The sequence below is a fragment of the Methanospirillum hungatei JF-1 genome (genome assembly GCF_000013445.1).
GTDB classification, from domain to species: Archaea; Halobacteriota; Methanomicrobia; order Methanomicrobiales; family Methanospirillaceae; genus Methanospirillum; species Methanospirillum hungatei.
Map to the genome: position 1 here is coordinate 2,796,478 of NC_007796.1, position 21,717 is coordinate 2,818,194.

Sequence of the window (21,717 nt, forward strand, 5' to 3'; positions counted from 1 at the left end):
TTTATTCGGATTTTTATGCAACGATAACCCAATTTTTGTATAAGTAATTCTTAATTATTTATGTAAGATTCTTCATGAACTAGTTATTGACTACGGAATTCTTTTTTGAACTTATCACTGCTGTAAGTCCGCTTTGTGGAGGTATTGTCTTTTCCGGACCTATTGTATAAGTTGATATAACCATTGGTTCCGGTTTCTCAACGATTATTGAAAAAATTTTATCAAAAATTATGTTATTTTCAACATCGCTAAAAACCACTGATAACTCTTTATTCTTTGTTGCCTGGAAGGTATATGATAGATTCTGAGCTCCTCCCTTAGATACATGTTTGTCTGAAAGAGTTCTCCCTTTCTCCTGTATTGACATCTCTCCTGGAATATTTGTGTTATTACACACGATCTCAAATTTAATTATCTCTCCAGATTGAACCAGTATATTATTGTCTTTATTCTTATTTGAATCAAAAATGAGAGTTCTTCCAGATAATATCTGAATATTTATATTTACAGAAGGCTCCTCCTGACCAGATTTATCAGATTTAGCAATGTGAGAATTGTCTGTTATAATCATTTGAATTGGTTTTGGAGTAGAAACCGGCGATGGTTCAGGGATGGAGTTTGGGTTTTGGTTATAAGAATATGGGATGTAACCCTTGCAAGGGCATGAACATTTTTTTCTCCCCTTGACTATTACTTCTTCACAGCCATCATACATGCAGTAAGGATCATAGTCACTCGGGTTACAGATACAGGATTCATAATCTGGATTAAATTCACATGAACGACCTGGTGGGCAGCACGCAGTAGTACCTGAATATGAAGAATATTTCTGAGTCTCAATTTTTTCGTTATAATTATCCGATATATTCTTTGAAAAAGTGGAGGCTTTTAATGAATCAGGGGTATCAGCTGGAGATGTGCTGATAATAATACAGAGGATAAGCACGTTCACAATAATGAGAAAACATTTTATATTCATAAAGATTGATGGTTCCGAGATCTCTTATTCATGATGGTTCCCTAATAAGACAGGTATTATATAGTAAACCGCCATCCACAATGATAGGTTCGGATCATGGTATCAGGTGGACATGCGATACATTCAACATTTATCTTCGGGTCAATGGTACGAGCAAATATCTTGTAATCAATCAGACCAATTCTCTTGCAAGGAAATAACGGGAGGCCTTTTCTGTCACGTGCCGCCTGGGTTCTGCATGAGTTCATAAATAACTCCAGAACTCCTGGGACAGGTTTTCGTATTTCATAGGTGTTCAGGAGGGAGAAGAGCCGATGGTGCAGGGCAGTTTCCAATACCTCCAGTCCGCCACCGGAAGGAAGGGCTAGACGGGTCATGATTCGATCCGCTTCTATCCTCGAGAACTCTTTCCAGACAGCAGCATCACACTCAAGAGCGATATCAAGCCCAAACCGTTTTTCAATCTCTAAAAACCATAGTCCGTCGATTGCAAGCCAGTTCTTTGCCGCATCAATCAGTTCTTTTTTCAATTCTATAGAATTATCAGTCATACAATGAGTCTCCGTTCAAAGAGCCGGATAGCCAGCACTGAAAAGACTATGGTTCCGAGGACTATCCATGTGATGTTCAAAGCCCATAATGGGTCAGTGCTTTCGGTAAGAAGTCCCCTAATCAGACTGACCACATGGGTAAGTGGCAGGAATATGAGGGCCAGAATCTGAACAATCCAGGGGAGGAGGTGCAGAGGAAAAAACGTCCCTGAAAAGAGAAACATCGGTGCGATGAAGAGAGTAGCCGGGTATGAAATGGTATCTATTGAGGGTGAAACCGCAGAAAAACATGCGGCAATACCGGAGAATAACAAACCTGCAACGAATGAGAGGGGGAGTGCAAGGAGTAACCCGACTGGAGAGGCTAGTCCCAGCAGAAGGAGAATGATGCTGATTGACAGAGCAGAGATCAAACCCCTGGTTGCTCCCCAGAATATCTCTCCCAGGATAACTTCATGAATGGTGATCGGTGTTGCAAGCAGTGCATCAAATGTCTTCTGATAATACATGCGAACATATGTCCCATACGCACATTCAAAGAAGGATGCATTCATCACGGATGCTGCAAGGATTGCCGGTGCAATAAATCTGACATATGGGAGCCCCTCAATATCGGTGATATATGCTCCGATTCCAAACCCGATCGCCCCAAGGTACAAAAGAGGTTCGATGAACGGAGGAAGAAGGTTGACACGAATATTTTTACGAAATACCAGAGCATTCCGAAGCCAGACATGGTATGCACCAATAAAAAGGATCCTGAATTTTTTACCCGTCTTCCTCCTCATTCACGAATCCTCCTTCCGGTCAGCATTAAGAATACATCTTCGAGTGATCCTGGCCGGGTGATAACCCGTATTCCCTGGAATTTGTCCATCAATATGTTAGCCAGTTCACGAGGTTTATCGGTTCGTATCTGTATCGTCTCTCCGCCAATCTCAAACGAGATATTCATCAAATTCAGATACCTGCTAACCTCATCAGTATTGTCTGTCTCGACAATATCCATACCGATATAGGCTCTGACCAGTTCATCCGGAGATCCTTCAACCAGAATATTCCCATGATCCATGATCACCAGCCGGTCACAGAGACGGGCTGCCTCATCAAGATAGTGTGTCGTCAGAACGATGGTGTGCCCTTCCGCACGTAATTTCAGAAGTTTCTCCCAGATGTGATGGCGGGCCTGTGGATCCAGGCCGATGGTCGGCTCGTCAAGGATGAGAAGATCCGGATTGTTCATGAGAGATCGTGCAAGGTGCAGTCTTCTTTTCATCCCTCCAGAGAGTTTCTCGATTATAGTGTCCATTTTAGCCTCAAGTTCAAAAAATTCAAGAAGGCTTAGAGCACGTTTTTCAGCATCGGACTTTGGGATATCAAAGAATCTTGCATACATCACGAGGTTGTCAAAAACTGACAGGTCGGGATCGAGATTTGTCTCCTGTGGGACAACACCAATTCTCTTCCTGATGTTTCTTCCTGAAAACTCCGGATCCTCTCCGAATATTTTCAGTTCTCCTCCGGACCGGGGAGAGACACATTGCACCATCTTCATGGTTGTCGTCTTTCCAGCTCCGTTCGGTCCGAGAAATCCGAAAAGTTCTCCTTTTGTTACAGAAAAAGTGATGCCATTTACCGCAGTCAGCTCGCGGTATCGTTTAATAAGGCCTGTTGCCTCAATTACCTGGTTCGGAAGAGAGGAGTCTGATGTATTCATATTATTGTGTCAATAGAAACCAGCCGATAAGAAATCCCAGTATCGCTCCGCCGTTCAGTGGTGGTAGTCCTGCATGAGGCCGGCCTGAATGTACTGCATAAAGAAGGATTCCAAGTCCTGCAAGAGATCCCAGTATCACCCCTATTGCCGGAAGGTTCAGTATTCCCATTCCACCTCCCGGAATAAATACGGCAGCCGATGTCACGAGGATTGATGGCATGATGAGATCCCCAAGACCCATCAGATATGCAGCACGGTCATGTTTCGGACTATTGTTATTGGATATACCCGGATCAATACTGCCCCCGATTCCGTCACGAATGAATGAGTATCCCTCCTTCTTTGGTACCACAACCATGATGGGCATTCTGCCTTCAATAACACCGTTTGCGAGGGTGAGCATATGTTTTGTTTTGTATACTGATATTGCATCATATACCGAGAGGAGGATAAGGAGCAGAATGACCGGTACCGGTTCGAGTGATATACCAAACATCGATGCAATTCCTGCTGCAAGAAGGACACCCAGAATGTCTACAACATACCATTCGGGGTATTTCCATAACAGGAACGTTGCCGCTCCGGCACAGGCTGTTCCTATAACCAGTCCAGACTCCGCTGACATGATGAGTCCAAGAAGTCCTGAGAATACATAGATATATGCGATAAACAGGGATGCCCGGATTATCCAGCCCAGCACTCGTTTGAATCTGTATTGTATGAGGATAAGAAGAAATGCCGTGAATACCAGGAGCATCACGATAAACCATACCGGATTTGAAAGTGACTGTGGGTCTTCAAAGACCGCATATCCGGAGGCGTTCATGGGCATTGCAAGGAGAACGGATCCGATTTCCACAGCAAGGAGCATTACCGGCATTGCAAGGATGGCAAAAAACTCCCGGATTTGTTCCTTCGATCTCATGATAACCAGTACTTACATCATGGGAGAACTACCTATCTGAATATATGGATGATCGGATCCTTCTGGCTGGTATTATCCCGCTCCTTCTGGTTTCATGCGGGTGTATCCTGATCGGATTTGCATACAGGTTCCCTTTTGAAGCGATTATCGGACTTCTCCTGATGACACTTCCCATTATCTTTCTTATGTGGTATACTCTTGTCAGAGTTGAAAACCTTGCAGCAGGAGTAAAATATCAGGGCAGAATTATCCATCGGGCAGTCGATGATCAGGCATCGGATATGAAACGAAGATATGAGGAGTCTATGCGAAAGATGATGGATGTCCATACAGAACTGACCAGAAGGGTGTACCGGTAGGCTAACCATGGGTGTAGCACTCAGAGATATTCTTACTGACCTGAAACGGCCGGCTGAAACCGATGAACTGAAAGGAGTCGCGGCAATCGATGCATTTAATGCGCTGTATCAGTTCCTCTCTATCATCAGACAGCCGGATGGTACCCCCCTTATGGATGATTCGGGAAGAATCACCTCACATCTTTCCGGCATCTTCTTCAGAACTGCCAACTTTCTGACTCAGGGCATCCGTCCGGTCTTCATCTTTGATGGAAAATCACCGGAGATGAAAGGCAGGACCATCCAGGAACGAAGGGATGTCCGCGAAGAGTCGAAAGAAAAATGGGACCAGGCAAAAAAAGAGGGTGATCTCGCCGGGGCCTTCAGGTATGCCATGTCCAGTACGGCCATCGATGCCTATATTCTGTCTTCGGCACGTCAGCTGATCCAGCTGATGGGTCTGCCTGTTGTTGATGCACCATCAGAAGGAGAAGCTCAGGGGGCATATATGGTCCTGAAGGGGGATGCTGACTATGTTGTCTCTCAGGACTATGACACCCTCCTCTTTGGTACTCCGGTCCTGGTCAGAAATCTTACCATTTCAGGCAAGCGTCGGCTTCATGGGAGACAGATAACCGTCCAGCCTGAGCGAATTGTCCTGTCTGATGTTCTCAGTACCCTTGATATAACCAGAGAGCAGCTTATCGAGATTGCCATCCTGACCGGCACCGACTTTAATCCCGGAATAAGGGGGATTGGTGCTAAAACCGGATTAAAGAAGATCAAATCCGGAGAATTTGATTCAATTATCCGTGAGAAACTTCCTGATTTTGATCCTGAACCTGTTCGTAGTTTTTTCCTGAATCCCCCTGTCACCGATTCATATACTCTTGATCCCGGACGGATTGATCGTGACGGAATCAGGGCATTTCTCTGTGGTGAACATGGGTTTTCCCAGGACCGGGTGGATCCGGTTCTTGATAAGATATCAAAGAAGGAGAAGCAGAAAACTCTTGAGAGCTGGTTCTGACCTCTTTTCGTCACTTATTTTTATACTTGAAGTGCCTACAGGTACCTGATTTTTACTTATGGCAGAGTATTCTGGTCAGATGCAGAAATGCGTGGGTTTCCGGCTATTATGTGTTTTCGTATTCTGTGTGTGTATCTCTGGGGTTCTAATATCCATAACGCATGCTGATGAGCCGGAGGAGAATATCACGAATAATACCAGCAATCTGTCAGCTGAGTGGGTCGTGGATTTTACCGCCTCTCCATTTGAAGGGTATCCTCCTCTTTGCGTTCAGTTTACTGTTTCAGGCCCGAATGGTGAATATGTATGGGATTTTGGTGATGGAACAACGTCATATGTTATGAACCCGGTCCATTGCTATAAACAGAAGGGATCCTACTGGGTTAAACTGAAATATTCCTATGGCACAATCGCCGGGGAAGTTTCAAAACCTGACTGTGTGAAAGTCGGAGATCCTGATATGTATGTTGATTATTTCGCAGAACCCTCCTCTGGACCAGCCCCGCTTACTACTCAGTTTTCAATAATCGGCAATCCTACAAATATCATCTGGCATTTCGGAGATGGAAGTGATGATAGTACTGACCTTAGCCCACGGCACCAGTTCAGGGAACCTGGAAATTACAGCCCCACCCTGACATATTGTATTGCAGGTTCCTGCAACAAGATCTCAAAATTCAATTATATCGAGGTTGCACCGGGCAACAAAGTAGATTTTCTTGCCGAACGACAGAATGGCACTGCCCCGATCTGCACCAGGTTCATCGTCTATGGGGAGGCCGACTCATTTCAATGGGATTTTGGTGATGGGAGTGTATCATATGAAAAGAGTCCGGTCCATTGTTACCCTGAACCGGGTCTTTACACCGTCTCCATGACCTATACGATTGATGGTGCTCCGTATACCATCACTAAAAACCGGTACCTGAAATATGTTCCAGCAGGAACTCCTGATTTTACCGCTACCCCGGTTGAAGGGATTGCTCCTTTATGTGTTGCATACAGTGTCATCAATCCCACTCAGTCATGGGAGTTTAATTTTGGTGACAACAGCACGGCGACCAGTGCACAGGCAACCCATTGTTATGGGACCAGTGGGAATTATTTCCCATCTCTGACCTACTGTTCCAATAATTTATGTGACACGGTGGAAGGAAAAGAGCCCATACTCGTTCATCAGCCCCGGATTCTGATTGCCCAGGGGAGTGCTCTGAATGAATACAAATTCAGTACCGATGCCCCAGAAGGACTGAAATATTCCTGGGATTTTGGAGACGGGACACGGGCAGAGGGGCCTGCTCCCTCACACCGGTTTGATATGGAAGGAACATACCGGGTATCACTGGTGGTCACAGGTACCTGTGGATGTAATGCCATAGCGGTAAAGGAACTAAAGATGAAACCCAAAGGGAAACTTGATTTTACTGCGACCCCATTGGCCGGCTGTGCACCCCACTGTGTACAGTTTAATGAAAAATCCCCCGAGATACCCCTCTCCCGTGTGTGGGACTTTGGTGATGGTGAGACCAGCTCCGAGAAAAATCCCTTCCACTGTTTCCGGTTCCCTGGTCCTTACACGGTGAGTCTGACTGACACATTTCCGAACGGCACACAGCAGGAGGTAAAGGAGAACTATATCACGGCTCATGCGGTTCCGAAACCCTCATTTACCATGTTCCCTCCCCACGGCGATGCACCTCTCACGGTCAAGTTCACTGATACGACTGTTGATTACGCTGAGAAACGGTACTGGAGCTTTGGTGATGGCACGTCAGATTCAGGAAAAATTGTAGAGCACCGGTTTGATGAACCAGGGAATTATAATGTGACCCTGACCATATGGGGGGCCGGCGACTGTTTTGGATCAAAATCACAGACCGTCCACGTCTTAAAGAAGGTAGATTCCCCATATGACTTTTCCGGTCTTCCAAGGCGTGGCCTTGCTCCTCTCTGTACCTCCTATAAAGTGACCGGTCAGATTCAGCAGTCAGAGCTTGACTTTGGTGACGGACAGAAGACAAATGAACGAAATCCGTTCCATTGCTATGAGACCGCCGGGATATACTCACCCGCTCTTCAGGCATGTGATTCAGTTTCCGGGTGTGAGGATATCAGAAAACCAGCATATATTGTTGCAGTCTCTCCCTATTACCTGAATATTACTCTCCTTCATGGCTGGAATCTGGTCTCTGTTCCAGTAACCCTTGAACCAGGTTTCGACACCATGGATATTCTCTCCGGTGTTGATACCGCAGGACATTCCATTTTTACATGGAACAGTACATCAGCTGCCTGGATGAGATCAGCACGATCTGATCCAATCTCCCCCTTGTCAGCCTTCTTTATATACTCATCAGATATGGTGCAGGTTCCGATCAGGATATCAGGTGAAGGTCCGGAGTATAATCTGACCAGGGATCTGGATGAAGGGTGGAATCTTGTCAGCTTTGCAGATATCATGATGGTATCTGCTGATGAGGCTTTCCGATCAATCGAAGAATTCTGGAGTTATGTTATCGGGTATGATGCAGAAAAGCAGAGATTCTCTGCCCCTATTACGAATGGAGTTGAGAGTAGGGACGTTTCTCTTGACCCGAGACAGGGATACTGGATATTTATGAATTCTTCGGCCCAGATGGTTGGGAAACAGCTATAACTGTTTCCACACATGCCAAAACCGCTGGGCTGCGGTAATATGACCAAAGATGCCAAAAATCAATAACACCCATGCAAAGAGGGACAGTCCTATGATGAGTGCGGATGAGATTATAGAAGCAACTCCTGCTCCTATAAGAAGAATGAGCCGGTCAGCCCGTCCCAAAAATCCCCCATAAAACCTTCCAATCCCGACCGCCTGTGCCTGGGTTCCAAGGTATGATGCCATCAGAACGCCGGTCAGTCCGAAAACACCTATCTGCCAGGGACAGAGCGGACCGGCGAAAATCCCGCATATCATAAAAATATCTGCGTACCGGTCAACGGTGTGGTCCAGGAAATCTCCTTTCAAACTCTGGATATCCATGGCCCGTGCAATTGAGCCGTCGAGGGCATCAAATATTGCATTGAGAAGAATGCAGGCGGTACCGATCCCGATCTCGTAAAAATAGAATCCTATACCTGCTCCTGCTGCAGCGATGAGGGAGAGGACCGTACAACTGTCCGGAGTTATTTTCATTCGGATACATGTGGCAACAACCGGGTCGATGATCGGCTTTACCTGCTCACGATATGAGTCAAGGGTCATAACATGTCTCCGCATGAGATAAGCCAGTCAACAATTCCGATTGACGGCTGTGCAGTTCCTCTGATTATTTCCTCAATTTTATCTGCACATTCTGCAATATCCATGTGTGTTGTGTCAATCTCGTAGAGCTTCTCCTCATCATGGATATCAAATGCTTCTGCCAGAGTAACATCCAGGATTTCTGCTTCTATGTTCTCCTGGATCTTCACTTCTGAATATCCCCGTTTTTTTAGTCTGTCCTTGAGGATACTTGGATGACACCGTAAGATAATGATCCGGTCTGCCGGGAGGAGATGTGTCAGATGCCCCTCTACGATCCCATTAACCGGCGTGAACTCTGAAACCCAACGCTCATCATCGATGATATCGGTGTCCCGATCAGGATCTTCACCAATACGATATGGTCCGACCGTATCTGTAGCATAGGTCACCGGGACTCCCCTCTTCTGAAGTTCCCGGGCAACGGACGTCTTTCCTGTTCCGGGTGTTCCGGAAAGAGCGATCATCATAATCTTCTGAATACCTCAATGAACCGGTTGTTCTCCCATTCTTCTCCTATGCATACCCTGATATAATGATCTGCAAGACCGGGAAAACTCCGGCATGACCGAACCAGAACCCCGTTCTGTGCAAAGAAGTCTGTAGCCTGATCACCAGTGAGCGGCGTAACATCAATCATCACAAAATTTGCCCCGCTTGGAAGAATCGTTTTTCCGCTCTCCTTTGTAAATATGTCACGCCATTTTTTCACATAGGCGATGGTCCGGTCGATATATTCATGGTCCTCAAGGGCACCTACAGCTGCAGCCGCTGATATGGTGTTCAGCGTGAACGGGGTTGCTGCCTTTTCATACACCGGTCTGAACCAGTCCGGAACAAATGCATATCCGACTCTGCATCCTGCCAGTCCAAAGACCTTGGACATGGTTCGTCCGATGATCAGGTTATCATACCGGTTCATAAGATCCCGGTAGTCCACCGGTGAAAACTCCACATATGCGTTATCCAAAAAGAGGATGCCATCTATGTTCTTCAGGATCTCCTCAATATCTGAAACCGGTGTTACTGTCCCTGAGGGGTTGTTCGGAGTACAGAGGAAGGAAATCTTTGCCTTTCTGGCTGATGCAATAAAAGACGGAATGTCTACAGAAAAATCAGGGTTTCTTGGAATGTGGGTAACGTCTCCTCCCTGGGCAGCAGCTGCAAGACCATAAAAGGAGAAGGTTGGAGTTGAGATGGCAACCTGATCACCGGGATTTATCAGTACTCTGATACAGGTCTCAATCACTCCGTCCATTCCCACACCGGTAACAAAGGAGTAGTCACCGTGATATCTTCGCAGAGCACTGATAAGGTTTGTATGAGTGGTATCAGGGTACCGGTGCATGGAACAAAGGGCTTTTTCTGCCTCTTTTAATGCACGGGGTGATGGTCCGAAGGGGTTTTCATTACTGGCAAGCCTGGCTACCTCTGCAAACCCGAACTCCTTTGCAATCTCCTCTGGCTTTTTTGCAAATACGTAACCCGTATCCTGCCGGTAGAGATCACGGATCAGATCAGCAGATCGATTCGATTGCTGCATGAATGACTCCGCATCCCCTGTCGATCTCCTCAGCACTGATGACAAGAGGCGGCACTAACCGGAGATTGCCATGTGCAGCACAATTGACGAGGACACCGTTTTCCCGGCATGCCTGCTGGACGGCCGGACAGGAATCACCGATGGTCATTCCTGCCATGAGGCCGGTAATCCGTATTTCATGTGCGGAGAGTGCTTTTTTCATCTGCTCACTCTTATGTGCCACCGATGGCAGTACCTCATTAATGACATCAAGGGTTGCAAGAGCTGCAGCACAGGCGACGGGCCCGCCGGCAAAGGTGCTTCCATGTTCTGACTTTGAGAACTCAAGACCGTCGCGGGCTATGATTGCTCCCATCGGAAATCCGCTTGCGATCCCTTTTGCCAGTGATACGATATCTGGCTGGATCTTTTCATGCTGGTATGCAAACCATCTCCCGGTCCGTCCGATCCCGGTCTGTACCTCATCTAGGATCAGGAGGACGTCCTTTTCATCACAGATCTCCCTGACTTCCCGGAGATAGCCCTTCGGTGGGATGATGACTCCGGCTTCTCCCTGGACCGGTTCAACCATCACTGCGGCGGTATCTTTGGTAATTGCCTTGCGGATGACATCTGCATCACCATAGGGAACAAAGGTGCAGCGGGGATTTAAGGGCAGGAATGGCTCTCTGATGGCAGGTTTGTGTGTGCATGCCAGAGAGGCCATTGTCCGTCCGTGAAACCCGTCTTCACAGGCTATGAACTCTTTCTTCCCGGTTCTGACCCGTGCAAGTTTGATCGCCGCTTCATTCGCCTCTGCTCCGGAGTTGGAGAAGAATGCCTTCTTTAATCCAGAATATTCAACCAGCCGTTTTGCAAGGGTTCCCTGGTGAGGGACATAGTACAGGTTTGAACAGTGAATGAGTTCTGCAGCCTGTTCCTGAATAGCCTTTACCACCTTCGGATGACAATGCCCGGTGCTGCAGACCGCAATTCCTGCAACAAAGTCAAGGTATGATCTCCCTTCTGCATCAGTGACGGTGCAGCCTGATCCCTTCACCAGCATCATGTCCCGGCTGAATGCAGGCATATAATATGACGATTCAAGTTCTCGATAATTATCTTCGTATTTCATGATTTCTCCAATGGTATGGTTATTCGTATTCTATCGTTGCAGGGGGTTTGGGGGTTACATCATAAACAACCCTGGCTACACTTGGTATTGAGGAGGTGATCCGCGATTCGATCTCCTGAAGATCCTGAAATGATATTTCAATGGGATCTGCAGTCATCCCGTCGCGTGAATTGACTGCACGGACGGCCACGATCCATCCATGGAGCCGGTTATCGCCTTTCACTCCGGTTCCAAGTCCCACCAGGGCCCCAAGGCATTGCCATGGCCGGTATTTCTCAACCAGAACCTCCTCGATGATGGCATTTGCCTCTCTCACCACGTCGATTGCTTCTCTTGTCACCTTTCCTACAACCCTGACCGACAGACCTGGACCAGGGAAGGGCATCCGGTGAGCAATCTCCCGGGGAAGGCCGAGCGCCTCTGCGACCTCCCGTACCTCATCCTTATAGAGATCCCGGAGTGGTTCGATAACGCCCTGAAACTGCATGGTGAGGGGCAGCCCGCCGACGTTATGGTGACTTTTAATTCCTCCTTCACTTTCGATACAGTCCGGGTAGATAGTTCCCTGCAGGAGATATTGAGCTCCGGTTGCGGTAGCCTCCCGCTCAAAGACACGAATAAAACGTTCTCCAACGATTTTTCGTTTCTTTTCAGGGTCACTCTCTCCCTCAAGGGCATCCAGGAACTCATCAGCGGCGTTCACAACCTTCAGACCCAGATGACCGAAGATCTCTGATATCCGCTTTGTTTCTCCTTTCCGCATAAGCCCGGTGTCCACATAAATTGGGATCAGCCGCTCACCTATAGCCCGCGATGCAAGTTCTGCACAGACAGAGCTGTCTACTCCTCCGGACAATGCAATGACTACCTTTTCACCGTTCGATTCTTCTTGTATCCGGTGAATGGCCTCTTTGATGAATTTCTCTGTGTTTACCATTATTCTCCTTTCCCCCTGTTCTTCAGGCATGCCTCTACAAAACCCAAGAATGGCGGTGATGGGCTTGTTGGCCTGGATCTGAACTCCGGATGGAACTGGGTTGCAAAGAAGAAGGGATGATCTTCAATCTCTGCTATCTCCATCCGATTCCCGTTTCTCCCTGAAAAGATGAGGCCTGCATCCTCCAGCCGGCTGATGTATGCCGGGTCAACCTCATACCGGTGCCGGTGACGTTCGATGATCTCATGCTGCCGGTAGAGTTTGTATGCAATCGTACCGGATTTTATTTCAACCGGACAGTCACCGAGCCGCATGGTCCCTCCCAGGTTTTCAACACCTTCCTGTTCAGGCAGGATGGTAATGACCGCCGTGCCGTCTCCGCATTCACTGCTGCAGGCATCGGCGATACCCAGGACATTTCTTGCAAACTCAACGACTGATAGCTGGAACCCAAGACACAGGCCAAGGAGCGGTATCCTTTCTTCCCTGCATAAGCGGATCGCATTAATCTTGCCTTCAATGCCCCTGACACCAAATCCTCCTGGTATTAGCACCCCGTCACATTCCCGAAGGTCTGCAGGCTCTACCCGCTCTGCATCAAGCCACCTGATCGATACTTCGGTCGAGAGTTTCCTCCCCGCATGCCTGAGTGCTTCCTTTATGGACAGGTATACATCTTCCTTTCCATATTTGCTGACGATGCCGATGGTAATCCGGTGGGTATATTCACGGGTGACAATCCGGTACCATTCAGGGTCAGCACCATCCTTCCGCAGTTGAAGAAGTTGACATAAGACATCGGCCATTCCCTCCTTTTCCAGCTCCATCGGAACCTGATATATATCCGGAGCGGTTGCCGCACTGATGATCCCGTTCTGTGGTATATCACAGAGTGATGAGAGTTTCTTCTTCGTATGGGAGTTTAACGGTCTCTCACTCCGGCCAACAATGATGTCGGTAAATATTCCCAGCTCACGAAGTGCCTTGATCGAGTGCTGGGTTGGTTTTGTCTTCAGATCCCCCATGGAGTCCGATGGCATGAGGGTGACATGAACCAGAGCCCGATCTGCCGTGGCAAGTTCACTTCTCATCTGCCTGACTGCTTCAAGGAACGGCATGCTCTCAATATCACCGACTGTTCCACCGACTTCAACGATGCAGATGTCAGCCGGTTTCCCGTCAAAGACCTTCTCTTCTGCAGCAGATCTGATACAATCCTTGATCTGGTCGGTGATATGCGGAATTATCTGAACTGTCTGACCCAGGTAGTCACCACGACGTTCCTTGTCGATGACCATCCTGTACACTTTACCGGTGGTGATATTATGGGAGGAGTTGAGTTCGATATCTAAGAAACGCTCATAATTCCCAAGGTCCAGGTCAACTTCACCACCGTCATGCAGGACAAAAACTTCTCCATGCTGGGCCGGGTTCATGGTCCCCGCATCAATGTTCAGGTATGGATCAATTTTTACTGCAGTAACCTGGTATCCTCGGTTTTTTAAAAGCCGGCCGATGGATGCTGCGGTAATACCTTTTCCAAGACCACTCATAACACCCCCGGTAACAAAAATATACTTCACGTGACTCCTCCGAAAACCTGCAGAAAAGTTAACCCTTATCCCTCATTTACCCTGTGCCAGTACCCTGCCTGACTATAAAAGAAGCGGTGCACCGTGCGAGCAGGTTCCCATCTTTCGCATTAGTGATGGAGGCTTCGGCATAAATCATTGTTCTGCCTTTTCTGACCACGGTGCCATCTGCAAAAATGGTACCCTCCCTGACTCCCCTGATGAAATGAGTGGTGCAGGAGACGGTTGCAATGGTCTCTCCTTCCGAAAGCAGCGTATAGATAGCAAGGGCGATTGCCTCATCACCAAGGGCGGTGTATAATCCTCCCTGGAGCCATCCTTCACCGTTCTTCATGTCATCCCTGACCGCCATACTTAACCGGGCTTTTCCATCTCCGAACGATTCAGGCTCGATACCCATGAGACAGAAGAATGGGTTTGCCTTCTGGCCCCTATTTTTTATCTCATTCAGATAACTCATACATACATATGCATGGTACAGGTGCATGAGATTGACGATAAAAATGGGGAATGCATATGAGTATTTCAGGTGAACCTGTTAGGGTACGAACTATTCATTCTCCAGCATTATGAATCATCCATCTGTCAGTATTGTTATCCCCGCATATAATGAATCAACGCGTATCAGGCCACTTTTGTCAGAATTAACCGATTCTGACCTTGAGTTTATATTTGTCTGTGATGGTACCGATGATACTGCTGATATCATTCAGGATTACAAAAAAATTCATCCTGATCTGAGCATCAGGTGCCTGACATTTCCACACCGGCTTGGGAAAGGTGGAGGGGTCCGGGCAGGATTTACAGTCGCATCAGGACCTCTTGTCGGGTTCATGGATGCTGACAACTCAACGAAGGTGTCAGAACTGGTCCGTCTCTCCCGCCGTATTGGAGATCATGACGGGGTCATCGGTTCCAGGCACCTTCCCGGTCAGGTTCTTCAGAGAAAACAACCCCTGTTCAGGCGCATCCAGAGCAGGATATTCAACGGCCTCATTCGACTCTTATTTGGACTTCCCTTTTATGACACCCAGTGTGGCGCAAAAATTTTTAAGAAACAGGCTCTTGATGCAGTTCTTCCACATCTTCGCTCAACTGGATTTGAATTTGATGTGGAACTTCTCTGGCAATTGTCAAGAAAAGGATACTCGCTTATTGAAGTCCCGGTCATCTGGAATGATACTCTTGATTCACGGCTTCGGCTATCAGATACACTCTCAATGCTGGTAACACTCTTCCGGATACGTTTCCATTTATTATCGTAAGACAAAAAAGGAAAAAGATTTTTTTCACCTTGGAGAGGAACGCCTTATCCGAACTGAATCTGCATGAGCTGACAGCCCCTCTGCCTCTGCAATCGTCTCCACAATATCCCCAATCATCTCAAGACCCTCACGGTCAATCATCTGGATCGTGGATGTCTTTGTGAAATGTGCAACATTCAGACCAGAGTAGTACCGGGCATTACCTGCGGTCGGGAGGACATGGTTTGTACCTGATGCATAATCTCCACAAGCAACTGCTGCGTAGGGGCCGATAAATATCGATCCGGCATTCTTAATTTTTCCGAGCAGGGAGAAGGAATCACTGACCTGTATTGCCAGGTGTTCAGGAGCGATTTTATTTGCTGCCTCTGCTGCCTGGTCTAGATCCTTTACGATAAGATATCCTGAGCGCTCAAGAGATTGTGAAATTATCTCTTTCCGATCAGCCTCTGCAGTCAGTCGGGCAATCCACTTCCCCACCTCATCAGCGAGCTGTGTACTTGGGGTTATGAGCATGGACGCTGCAAGCGGGTCATGTTCAGACTGGGCAAGGATGTCAGCAGCGATAAAGTCCGGTCTGGCATCCTCGTCGGCGATGATAGCGATCTCAGACGGTCCTGCCGGAAAATCTATCTCGACGGTATGGCGAACCATCATCTTTGCTGCGGTCACGTACCGGTTCCCCGGACCGACGATCTTCTCGACCGGAGCCATACTTTCAGTACCATATGCCATGGCAGCAACCGCCTGTGCTCCTCCGGTCAAATACACCTCGTCAACTCCGGCGATATCACAAGCAACCAAAGTCAGCGGGTGAACCGGTGGGGGTGTGCAGCATATGACCTCCTGTACCCCGGCTACTTTCGCTGGAATAGCACACATGAGAGCAGTTGAGGGGTAACTTGCCCTCCCCCCCGGAACATAGATACCAATCCGTGTGAGAGGGGTTGTCTTTACCCCCAGGGAGATCCCCGGCTCTGTTTCTGTTATCCAGAAGTCCTCACGGCGCTGGAGTTCGTGGAATCTGCTGATTCGTGCATATGCTTCAGATAATGCCTCGGCTAACTCTGGCGATACGTCCTCGTATGCTGCATCCCAGTCCTCTTCGCTCAGTCTGACTGCTTCTGGACGGACTTTGTCGAACTTTTCAGCATAATCAAGGAGCGCTGCATCGCCACGAGCTCTGACTTCCGAAATGATCGCCTCAACCGGCCCCCTGACTTCATCAAGCGTGTCTTTCTGTCTTATCAGCCAGTTCTCGAGTGTTACCGGACTCCAGCTCATGGGTAGTACATGGATGTATGGCTCAAAAAAGTGATATGACAGAGCAGACCGGAATGGGTGCCAGACCAATACTAGGGGGATGCAATCCCGCTGTCCCATCTCCAGATGTAAAAATCAGGTGCAGGACGCGCAATTTTTCCACGTAACAGGTCGGTAAGCATTTTGTAAAGATTCAGGTAGAGGAGAAGTAGTTCCTCTGTTTTCCCTTCAGACTCTGTTTTCAGCCGGATCAATCCTTTTACATACTCTTCCATCCCGTCACATGCCGATATATCGGCTGGCATGATATCAGACGGATTGACATTCCTGACATTGAATACATCATCAACCGAGACCGCCATTTCTGTTTCACTGACTGCTCCTTTGTGGATGATAAGAGTTCTCCGTCTTTTATTTTCTGCCCTGTCCATGCCAAGAAGGGGTGCAATACTGATGACCGGTATCATCTCCTCACCCCATTGTGCCATCCCTTCGATGTACGGGGGAGCATCATAGACATCGATGGTCTGAAGGGGACGGACAAACTTGTCGATGATGTCTCCATCAATAAGATAGTGATCCTTTCCCAGTAATATCTCAACGAGTGTCAGATGTTCCTGCATGCTAGTAAAATCCGTTCTGTTTTTTATCTTATCCGTTCCCTGTATATACTCTTTGGTATCTGTCTTCTTCTGCTGCAAAATATATCCATATCCTGAACCAACAGTACTCCTATGATAGACCGGGCCTGAATGTATGCCGGTCAGTCCCGGGGGTTTAATGGGATGACGACAAAAAATGATGTACTTCATCGGTTATTGCTTTTTGCCCTTGGGGATGGTCTGTACGGGGCACAGGTCTCATATATCCGCGAGATAGTGCCTGACCAGGTGAAAAATCCCCTTCCTGGCGCACCGGATTTTATCCCAGGTATCATACATGTCAGATCTGACGTCATAAAGGTCATCGATATCAGAAGAATCATCCCGCTCGGAAAGGAACGGGCCAAAAAGAAGATCATCGTCTTCGTCCCTGAGGATGCACACAGTACGCGTTTTGGTATCCTGGTCGATGATGTGTATGGAATTATGGAGGTTCCTGATGCTGTTGTATCCCATCTTGACCGGTCTGATGCAAAAATTCAGAATAATTTCATGCTCGGGTTTATGAAAATTTCACTTGATACATTCCTGCACCAGAATGGACGACAGTTCGCGGCTGGCGAAGATGACCTTGTCTGGATCGACTTTGAAGATCTTATCCGTACGATCATTGACGGGGACCAGGCTGATTCTATTGTCTTCCGTCTCACTGCTCTTTTCAATCCGCAATATCTGCTCTCTGGAGAATGGAAAAAGAATACCGGAAAAATGAAAGCATAAGGGATTAGATCACAAGTTTCAGTTTTGAGTCTTTTCCTTTCAAGATTCCCAGTTTTTTCATGTCATTGAGGACCGATTCAATATATGCCGGCGAGAGGTGAAAGTCGATAGTGAGTTTATCATTTTCAATCGGCAGGGTCTTATGGATAAATTCAGACATCAGGTGCTCTTTTGATGCCCGGCCATCCTTTTGAATAATCCCCAGAATCTCTCCGACTAATACCTGTTTCACCTGAAGGTTGGCGAAGAATTTATCTGTTTCCTCCTCATTATCAGTCTTTTTGAAGTACTCTTCCAGTTCTGTCAGATCTTCCAGGTATATGACGTCAGGCCCTGTGGTGACGACATAGGTATAGGTTTGCCGTGCCTCAAGGCTCCGGATGATCTCCCATTTTTGTAATGCCTCCTCCCTGAATGGGGGAATTTCATCACCGAACAGGGACATGACCGCGTCATCAGGAGAGATGGTACGTGTCAGAATCATGCCCTCCTCATCTATGTCAAGGAGATTATTGAGCCCCAGAATTTGTGTAACTGTGGCTTCTCTTAAAAATGCCTCCATATCTTCTTCGGTTTCAGGCATCTCACCGTCACTGATAAGGACATTGAAAAGCTTCGTGTTGATGTGATCTCCAGGTTTATGGCTGATAAATGTCTGCTCCAGGTAGTTTCTTTCAGTGATGAGATCCTGTAAACCCTCTTCAAAGGCCTTTACAAACTCTTCAAATCCTTCCTCCCCGGCATCACGGATACGGGCTATCTCTTCTTCAAAAACTCCCTTTAACGCTCTGAAGGGTGCTTTGTATAACACCCTGCTTTCCAGTTCCACCTTGGTCTTCAGACTGGCAGAGATGTTCAGATTTCGAAAAATCTTTACACAACCCTGTGCTTCTTCTTCCGAAGAAAACAAGATCTCTTCTTCAAGTACCATGACTAGCACATACCTCAGCCCGGTACCTGATATGTTAGCTGGTCGGTGGGAAAAAAAGGATTTATTCAGCGATCCGTTTGAGAAGCCAGGTCATATTGACCCCAAGGGTCTCCATGCATTCCAAACCTTCCTCGTCTGAGTCGACCTCCCCTGGAAGCCTTCCAAGGCCCATGTTCCAGTAGGATGATCCGGGCACTATCATCTGACACATCAGGAACAGATGGTTGATGGTATCAAACGCATGGATGGCTCCTCCTCTTCTGACCGATATGATCGCAGCACCTACCTTAAATTTGAGAAAGTCACCACCTGACCTGCTTAACATACCGGTCCTGTCAATGAGAGCCTTCATCTCGGCGGTGACGTCTGCAAAGTAGGTTGGTGACGCGAAGATTATCCCGTCTGCCTCCCGCATCTTCTCAACATATTCATTCAGATCATCGGTCTGATTTGCACATTGTCCATTTCTGGTTTCGTAACATTTCATACAGGCAAGGCATCCATGCAATGGTTTTCCACCGATTCGAACCATTTCTGTCTCTATCCCGTTTGATTCCAGAATATCAAAGACACGACGGACCAGGTGCTCCGAATTTCCATCCGGACGGGGGCTTCCAAGAAATGCAACTACTTTCATAAATCATACATGAGTGAGGGAGATTGATAAAATCCACTCAGGGATTTTTCTATGCTCCGTCTTAGAAAAAGCCACTCAAAGATCCGAAGAGGATACCAAATGCAATGAGTGCCACACCTGCGAAGATGACCGGGTTCCAGCTGAGGATCTTAGCCCCGTCCAGAGGTCCGACTGGGAGTAAATTAAATGCGGCAATCATCGCATTGACTTTGACGCCCACGAGGCCGATGATCGCAAGTAAAGCTGACCCTGCTGACTGACCAATTACTATCAGGGCAGCAAAGGGTATTAAGAGGATGAGATTGCTCACCGGCCCGGCAAGTGATATTTTTCCATTCTCTTCCCGTGAGATATAATTTCCATATATCATGGTAGCTCCCGGAGCTGCAAAGACAATCCCTGCGAGTGCAGCCATGGCAACGGCAACTACCAGCATCATACTGTTCATCTGAAATTCAGCCCAGTATCCGTACTTCATTGCGGTAAATTTATGGGCCATTTCATGTACAATGAAGGCGATTCCTGCTGTGACGAGGGAGATTATAAAGAACTGTCCGATAATGAATGGATCAAGTCGCTGCCCCCACACCATCGCGAGGGTAAATGCTGCAGAAAGAGCGAGCCAGGCAACCAAAAGGTCACGTCTTTCATGGGGGGGGATTTTTTCCCATATATACATGGCATACATGTATGTTGTAATACTACAATGGTTTGACGGATACCAAGATTCACATTTACAAGATTGCTTCAGTGGATTAATCCTGAATAAAAGGTTTCATTATGTGGGTGTAAAAATATCCATAGTAAAATTATCAATGGAATAAATTGGAAACAACCAGTGTCGATCACTATTCTGATAATATTTTCAGGGATTCTTTATTTAGCGTTGGGCATACTCCAGAAATTCCTGAAATTCGATGGAACGATGGGAAAGGTTCATACATTATCTGTGGTGATGGACTCACAATATTGGAAAAATTGCCCGATTCTTTTATTCAAACTGTTATAACGAGTCCCCCATATTATGGGATGAGGGATTATAGAATCCCTGGACAGATCGGTGCCGAAAGGTATCTTGATGATTATATTGCCCATCTTGTTGCCGTATTCAGGGAGGTGAGACGGACTCTTACAGACGATGGAACGATATGGATCAATATTGGTGATACCTATACAAGTGGTAACCGTAAAACCAGGGATTCTGATAAGAAAAATCCTGCCCGAAAGATGGATTATAGGCCACCAACACCTGAAGGTCTGAAACCTAAAGACCTCATTGGTATCCCATGGAGATGGCCCTTGCTCTTCTCGAAGATGGTTGGTATCTCCGGTCGGACATTATTTGGCATAAACCAAATTGCCAACCTGAGTCTGTAAAAGATCGTCCTACGAGATCACATGAGTATGTATTTTTGCTTTCAAAAAATGAAAGATATTATTATAATCATTCTGTTATGAAAGAACCGGATTCGAAAGGTGATGGCCTTCGAAATCTTCGTACAGTATGGTCAATACATACTGTTCCGAATGCGTATGATCATTCCGCAATTTTCCCTGAAGGATTAATAGAGCCATGTGTGTTAGGTGGATCAAAAGAAGGTAACATTGTACTTGATCCCTTTTTTGGGACAGGGACAGTAGGGATCGTAAGTCGAAGATTAGGTCGGTGTTTTCTAGGAATTGAATTGAATCCCGATTTTATTAATATTAGCTTGAATAGATTATCCCAACAAACACTATGAGTGATAGATCTCTTATTGTACTATCTCCAGACCTTCAGTTTTCCTTTTATAATCAACTAAAGATAATTTCTGAACAGTATCTTTCCAAAGCTCTCACTGATACGATATTGAAAATGGATATTGAAAGAATTGACGGGGAATTACTACAGCTTGTATCAAAGGATAAAATTAGGAAAGTTGCAGGTTGGGGTCTGCGTGGAGAAAGAATTTTCCCCATACCATGTATTTTAGTGGCAAATCCGTTTTTATTAGGCTATTATCGTTTATTATTTGGTTTTTCTCAAAAACAGTTTTATCAATCGAATATTTTTGGTAAATTTGGAATATTCTCATCCCATGGCATGAGCTTTTATACCTTAATCATGAAATTATTTCTTATCGTATATGACCGCCTGTATGGCACATTGCAGTTTCGGGTTGTATCAGCTTACCTTTCGCTGATCTTATAAGGTAAATGTTAAATTATAAAGCTTAACTTTATATCTGAG

At 46.7% G+C, this 21,717-nt stretch carries 25 protein-coding genes; 8 read left to right on the forward strand and 17 right to left on the reverse strand.

Features of this window, described 5'->3' with window-relative positions:
• Positions 1-79: 79 nt before the first annotated feature.
• From MHUN_RS13120 to MHUN_RS13140, 5 genes are all read right to left on the reverse strand, one after another.
• Positions 80-952 carry a hypothetical protein gene (locus MHUN_RS13120; protein WP_158498228.1) on the reverse strand — a complete coding sequence of 291 codons (873 nt, stop codon included), beginning with the start codon at positions 950-952 and terminating at the stop codon, positions 80-82.
• An 83-nt stretch (positions 953-1,035) separates the two neighbouring features.
• Positions 1,036-1,530, reverse strand: coding sequence for a DUF6125 family protein (locus MHUN_RS13125; RefSeq protein ID WP_011449474.1), 495 nt, complete (start codon positions 1,528-1,530; stop codon positions 1,036-1,038).
• On the reverse strand, positions 1,527-2,318 hold the full coding sequence (locus MHUN_RS13130; RefSeq protein ID WP_011449475.1) for an ABC transporter permease: 792 nt from the start codon (positions 2,316-2,318) through the stop codon (positions 1,527-1,529). The genes MHUN_RS13125 and MHUN_RS13130 overlap by 4 nt, the downstream gene beginning before the upstream one ends.
• Positions 2,315-3,247 (reverse strand): ABC transporter ATP-binding protein, encoded by a 933-nt coding sequence (locus MHUN_RS13135; protein WP_011449476.1) that lies wholly within the window; start codon positions 3,245-3,247, stop codon positions 2,315-2,317. Before MHUN_RS13135 ends, MHUN_RS13130 begins: the two co-directional genes overlap by 4 nt.
• A gap of 1 nt (position 3,248) precedes the next feature.
• The gene (locus MHUN_RS13140; protein WP_011449477.1) at positions 3,249-4,172 is read right to left on the reverse strand and encodes a presenilin family intramembrane aspartyl protease PSH; all 924 of its coding nucleotides are present in this window, start codon (positions 4,170-4,172) and stop codon (positions 3,249-3,251) included.
• 44 nt (positions 4,173-4,216) lie between these two features.
• Here MHUN_RS13140 and MHUN_RS13145 point away from each other — a divergent pair, with 44 nt between their 5' ends.
• The 3 genes from MHUN_RS13145 (at position 4,217) to MHUN_RS13155 (ending at position 8,196) form a co-directional block, all read left to right on the forward strand.
• Positions 4,217-4,531: a hypothetical protein gene (locus tag MHUN_RS13145; protein ID WP_011449478.1), complete on the forward strand. Its 315-nt coding sequence runs from the start codon at positions 4,217-4,219 to the stop codon at positions 4,529-4,531.
• Positions 4,532-4,538: 7 nt separating this feature from the next.
• Entirely contained in the window at positions 4,539-5,540 is a 1,002-nt protein-coding gene (gene fen / locus MHUN_RS13150; protein ID WP_011449479.1) for a flap endonuclease-1, read from the forward strand.
• A gap of 127 nt (positions 5,541-5,667) precedes the next feature.
• Complete coding sequence (locus tag MHUN_RS13155; RefSeq protein WP_204222970.1) at positions 5,668-8,196, forward strand: PKD domain-containing protein; 2,529 nt, start codon at positions 5,668-5,670, stop codon at positions 8,194-8,196.
• On the opposite strand, the gene MHUN_RS13160 is transcribed toward MHUN_RS13155, so the two are convergent.
• Genes MHUN_RS13160 through MHUN_RS13190 form a run of 7 tightly spaced genes read right to left on the reverse strand, consistent with a single transcriptional unit; the run spans position 8,191 to position 14,496 of the window.
• The gene (locus MHUN_RS13160; protein ID WP_011449481.1) at positions 8,191-8,784 is read right to left on the reverse strand and encodes a CDP-alcohol phosphatidyltransferase family protein; all 594 of its coding nucleotides are present in this window, start codon (positions 8,782-8,784) and stop codon (positions 8,191-8,193) included. The two genes, MHUN_RS13155 and MHUN_RS13160, sit on opposite strands and share 6 nt — an antisense overlap.
• Entirely contained in the window at positions 8,781-9,293 is a 513-nt protein-coding gene (locus MHUN_RS13165; RefSeq protein ID WP_011449482.1) for an adenylate kinase family protein, read from the reverse strand. Before MHUN_RS13165 ends, MHUN_RS13160 begins: the two co-directional genes overlap by 4 nt.
• Positions 9,290-10,366: a histidinol-phosphate transaminase gene (hisC, locus tag MHUN_RS13170; protein ID WP_011449483.1), complete on the reverse strand. Its 1,077-nt coding sequence runs from the start codon at positions 10,364-10,366 to the stop codon at positions 9,290-9,292. Before hisC ends, MHUN_RS13165 begins: the two co-directional genes overlap by 4 nt.
• Positions 10,341-11,480 carry an aspartate aminotransferase family protein gene (locus tag MHUN_RS13175; protein WP_048067539.1) on the reverse strand — a complete coding sequence of 380 codons (1,140 nt, stop codon included), beginning with the start codon at positions 11,478-11,480 and terminating at the stop codon, positions 10,341-10,343. Before MHUN_RS13175 ends, hisC begins: the two co-directional genes overlap by 26 nt.
• A 19-nt stretch (positions 11,481-11,499) precedes the next feature.
• Positions 11,500-12,417: a glutamine-hydrolyzing GMP synthase gene (gene guaA / locus MHUN_RS13180; RefSeq protein ID WP_011449485.1), complete on the reverse strand. Its 918-nt coding sequence runs from the start codon at positions 12,415-12,417 to the stop codon at positions 11,500-11,502.
• Complete coding sequence (pyrG, locus tag MHUN_RS13185) at positions 12,417-14,000, reverse strand: glutamine hydrolyzing CTP synthase (protein WP_011449486.1); 1,584 nt, start codon at positions 13,998-14,000, stop codon at positions 12,417-12,419. The genes guaA and pyrG overlap by 1 nt, the downstream gene beginning before the upstream one ends.
• A 46-nt stretch (positions 14,001-14,046) precedes the next feature.
• Entirely contained in the window at positions 14,047-14,496 is a 450-nt protein-coding gene (locus MHUN_RS13190; protein WP_011449487.1) for a PaaI family thioesterase, read from the reverse strand.
• An 82-nt stretch (positions 14,497-14,578) separates the two neighbouring features.
• Between MHUN_RS13190 and MHUN_RS13195 the strand changes: the two genes are divergently transcribed.
• Positions 14,579-15,274 carry a dolichyl-phosphate beta-glucosyltransferase gene (locus tag MHUN_RS13195; protein WP_011449488.1) on the forward strand — a complete coding sequence of 232 codons (696 nt, stop codon included), beginning with the start codon at positions 14,579-14,581 and terminating at the stop codon, positions 15,272-15,274.
• Between the two features lie 24 nt (positions 15,275-15,298).
• Here the strand turns inward: MHUN_RS13195 and hisD are convergent, their stop codons facing one another.
• Both hisD and MHUN_RS13205 read right to left on the reverse strand, forming a co-directional pair.
• Positions 15,299-16,657, reverse strand: a complete 1,359-nt coding sequence (gene hisD, locus MHUN_RS13200; protein WP_394296007.1) for a histidinol dehydrogenase — start codon at positions 16,655-16,657, stop codon at positions 15,299-15,301.
• Complete coding sequence (locus MHUN_RS13205; RefSeq protein WP_048067541.1) at positions 16,630-17,238, reverse strand: chemotaxis protein CheW; 609 nt, start codon at positions 17,236-17,238, stop codon at positions 16,630-16,632. Before MHUN_RS13205 ends, hisD begins: the two co-directional genes overlap by 28 nt.
• Before the next feature lie 84 nt (positions 17,239-17,322).
• Here MHUN_RS13205 and MHUN_RS13210 point away from each other — a divergent pair, with 84 nt between their 5' ends.
• Entirely contained in the window at positions 17,323-17,919 is a 597-nt protein-coding gene (locus MHUN_RS13210; RefSeq protein ID WP_011449491.1) for a chemotaxis protein CheW, read from the forward strand.
• Between the two features lie 4 nt (positions 17,920-17,923).
• Here MHUN_RS13210 and MHUN_RS13215 read toward each other — a convergent pair whose 3' ends face one another.
• The 3 genes from MHUN_RS13215 to MHUN_RS13225 all read right to left on the reverse strand — a co-directional run bounded on the left by MHUN_RS13215 (position 17,924) and on the right by MHUN_RS13225 (position 20,175).
• Positions 17,924-18,850, reverse strand: a complete 927-nt coding sequence (locus MHUN_RS13215; RefSeq protein WP_011449492.1) for a hypothetical protein — start codon at positions 18,848-18,850, stop codon at positions 17,924-17,926.
• A 61-nt stretch (positions 18,851-18,911) separates the two neighbouring features.
• Entirely contained in the window at positions 18,912-19,487 is a 576-nt protein-coding gene (locus tag MHUN_RS13220) for a flavodoxin family protein (RefSeq protein ID WP_011449493.1), read from the reverse strand.
• A 61-nt stretch (positions 19,488-19,548) separates the two neighbouring features.
• Positions 19,549-20,175 (reverse strand): peptidase M50, encoded by a 627-nt coding sequence (locus MHUN_RS13225; protein ID WP_011449494.1) that lies wholly within the window; start codon positions 20,173-20,175, stop codon positions 19,549-19,551.
• Positions 20,176-20,516: 341 nt separating this feature from the next.
• Between MHUN_RS13225 and MHUN_RS19245 the strand changes: the two genes are divergently transcribed.
• The 3 genes from MHUN_RS19245 to MHUN_RS13235 are packed head-to-tail and all read left to right on the forward strand — an operon-like array spanning position 20,517 to position 21,678.
• A complete protein-coding gene (locus MHUN_RS19245) occupies positions 20,517-20,864 on the forward strand; it encodes a DNA methyltransferase (RefSeq protein WP_204222972.1) in 348 nt (115 codons plus the stop codon).
• Complete coding sequence (locus MHUN_RS20070; RefSeq protein ID WP_204222974.1) at positions 20,780-21,229, forward strand: DNA-methyltransferase; 450 nt, start codon at positions 20,780-20,782, stop codon at positions 21,227-21,229. Before MHUN_RS19245 ends, MHUN_RS20070 begins: the two co-directional genes overlap by 85 nt.
• Complete coding sequence (locus MHUN_RS13235) at positions 21,226-21,678, forward strand: XcyI family restriction endonuclease (RefSeq protein WP_011449495.1); 453 nt, start codon at positions 21,226-21,228, stop codon at positions 21,676-21,678. Before MHUN_RS20070 ends, MHUN_RS13235 begins: the two co-directional genes overlap by 4 nt.
• Positions 21,679-21,717 lie beyond the last annotated feature (39 nt).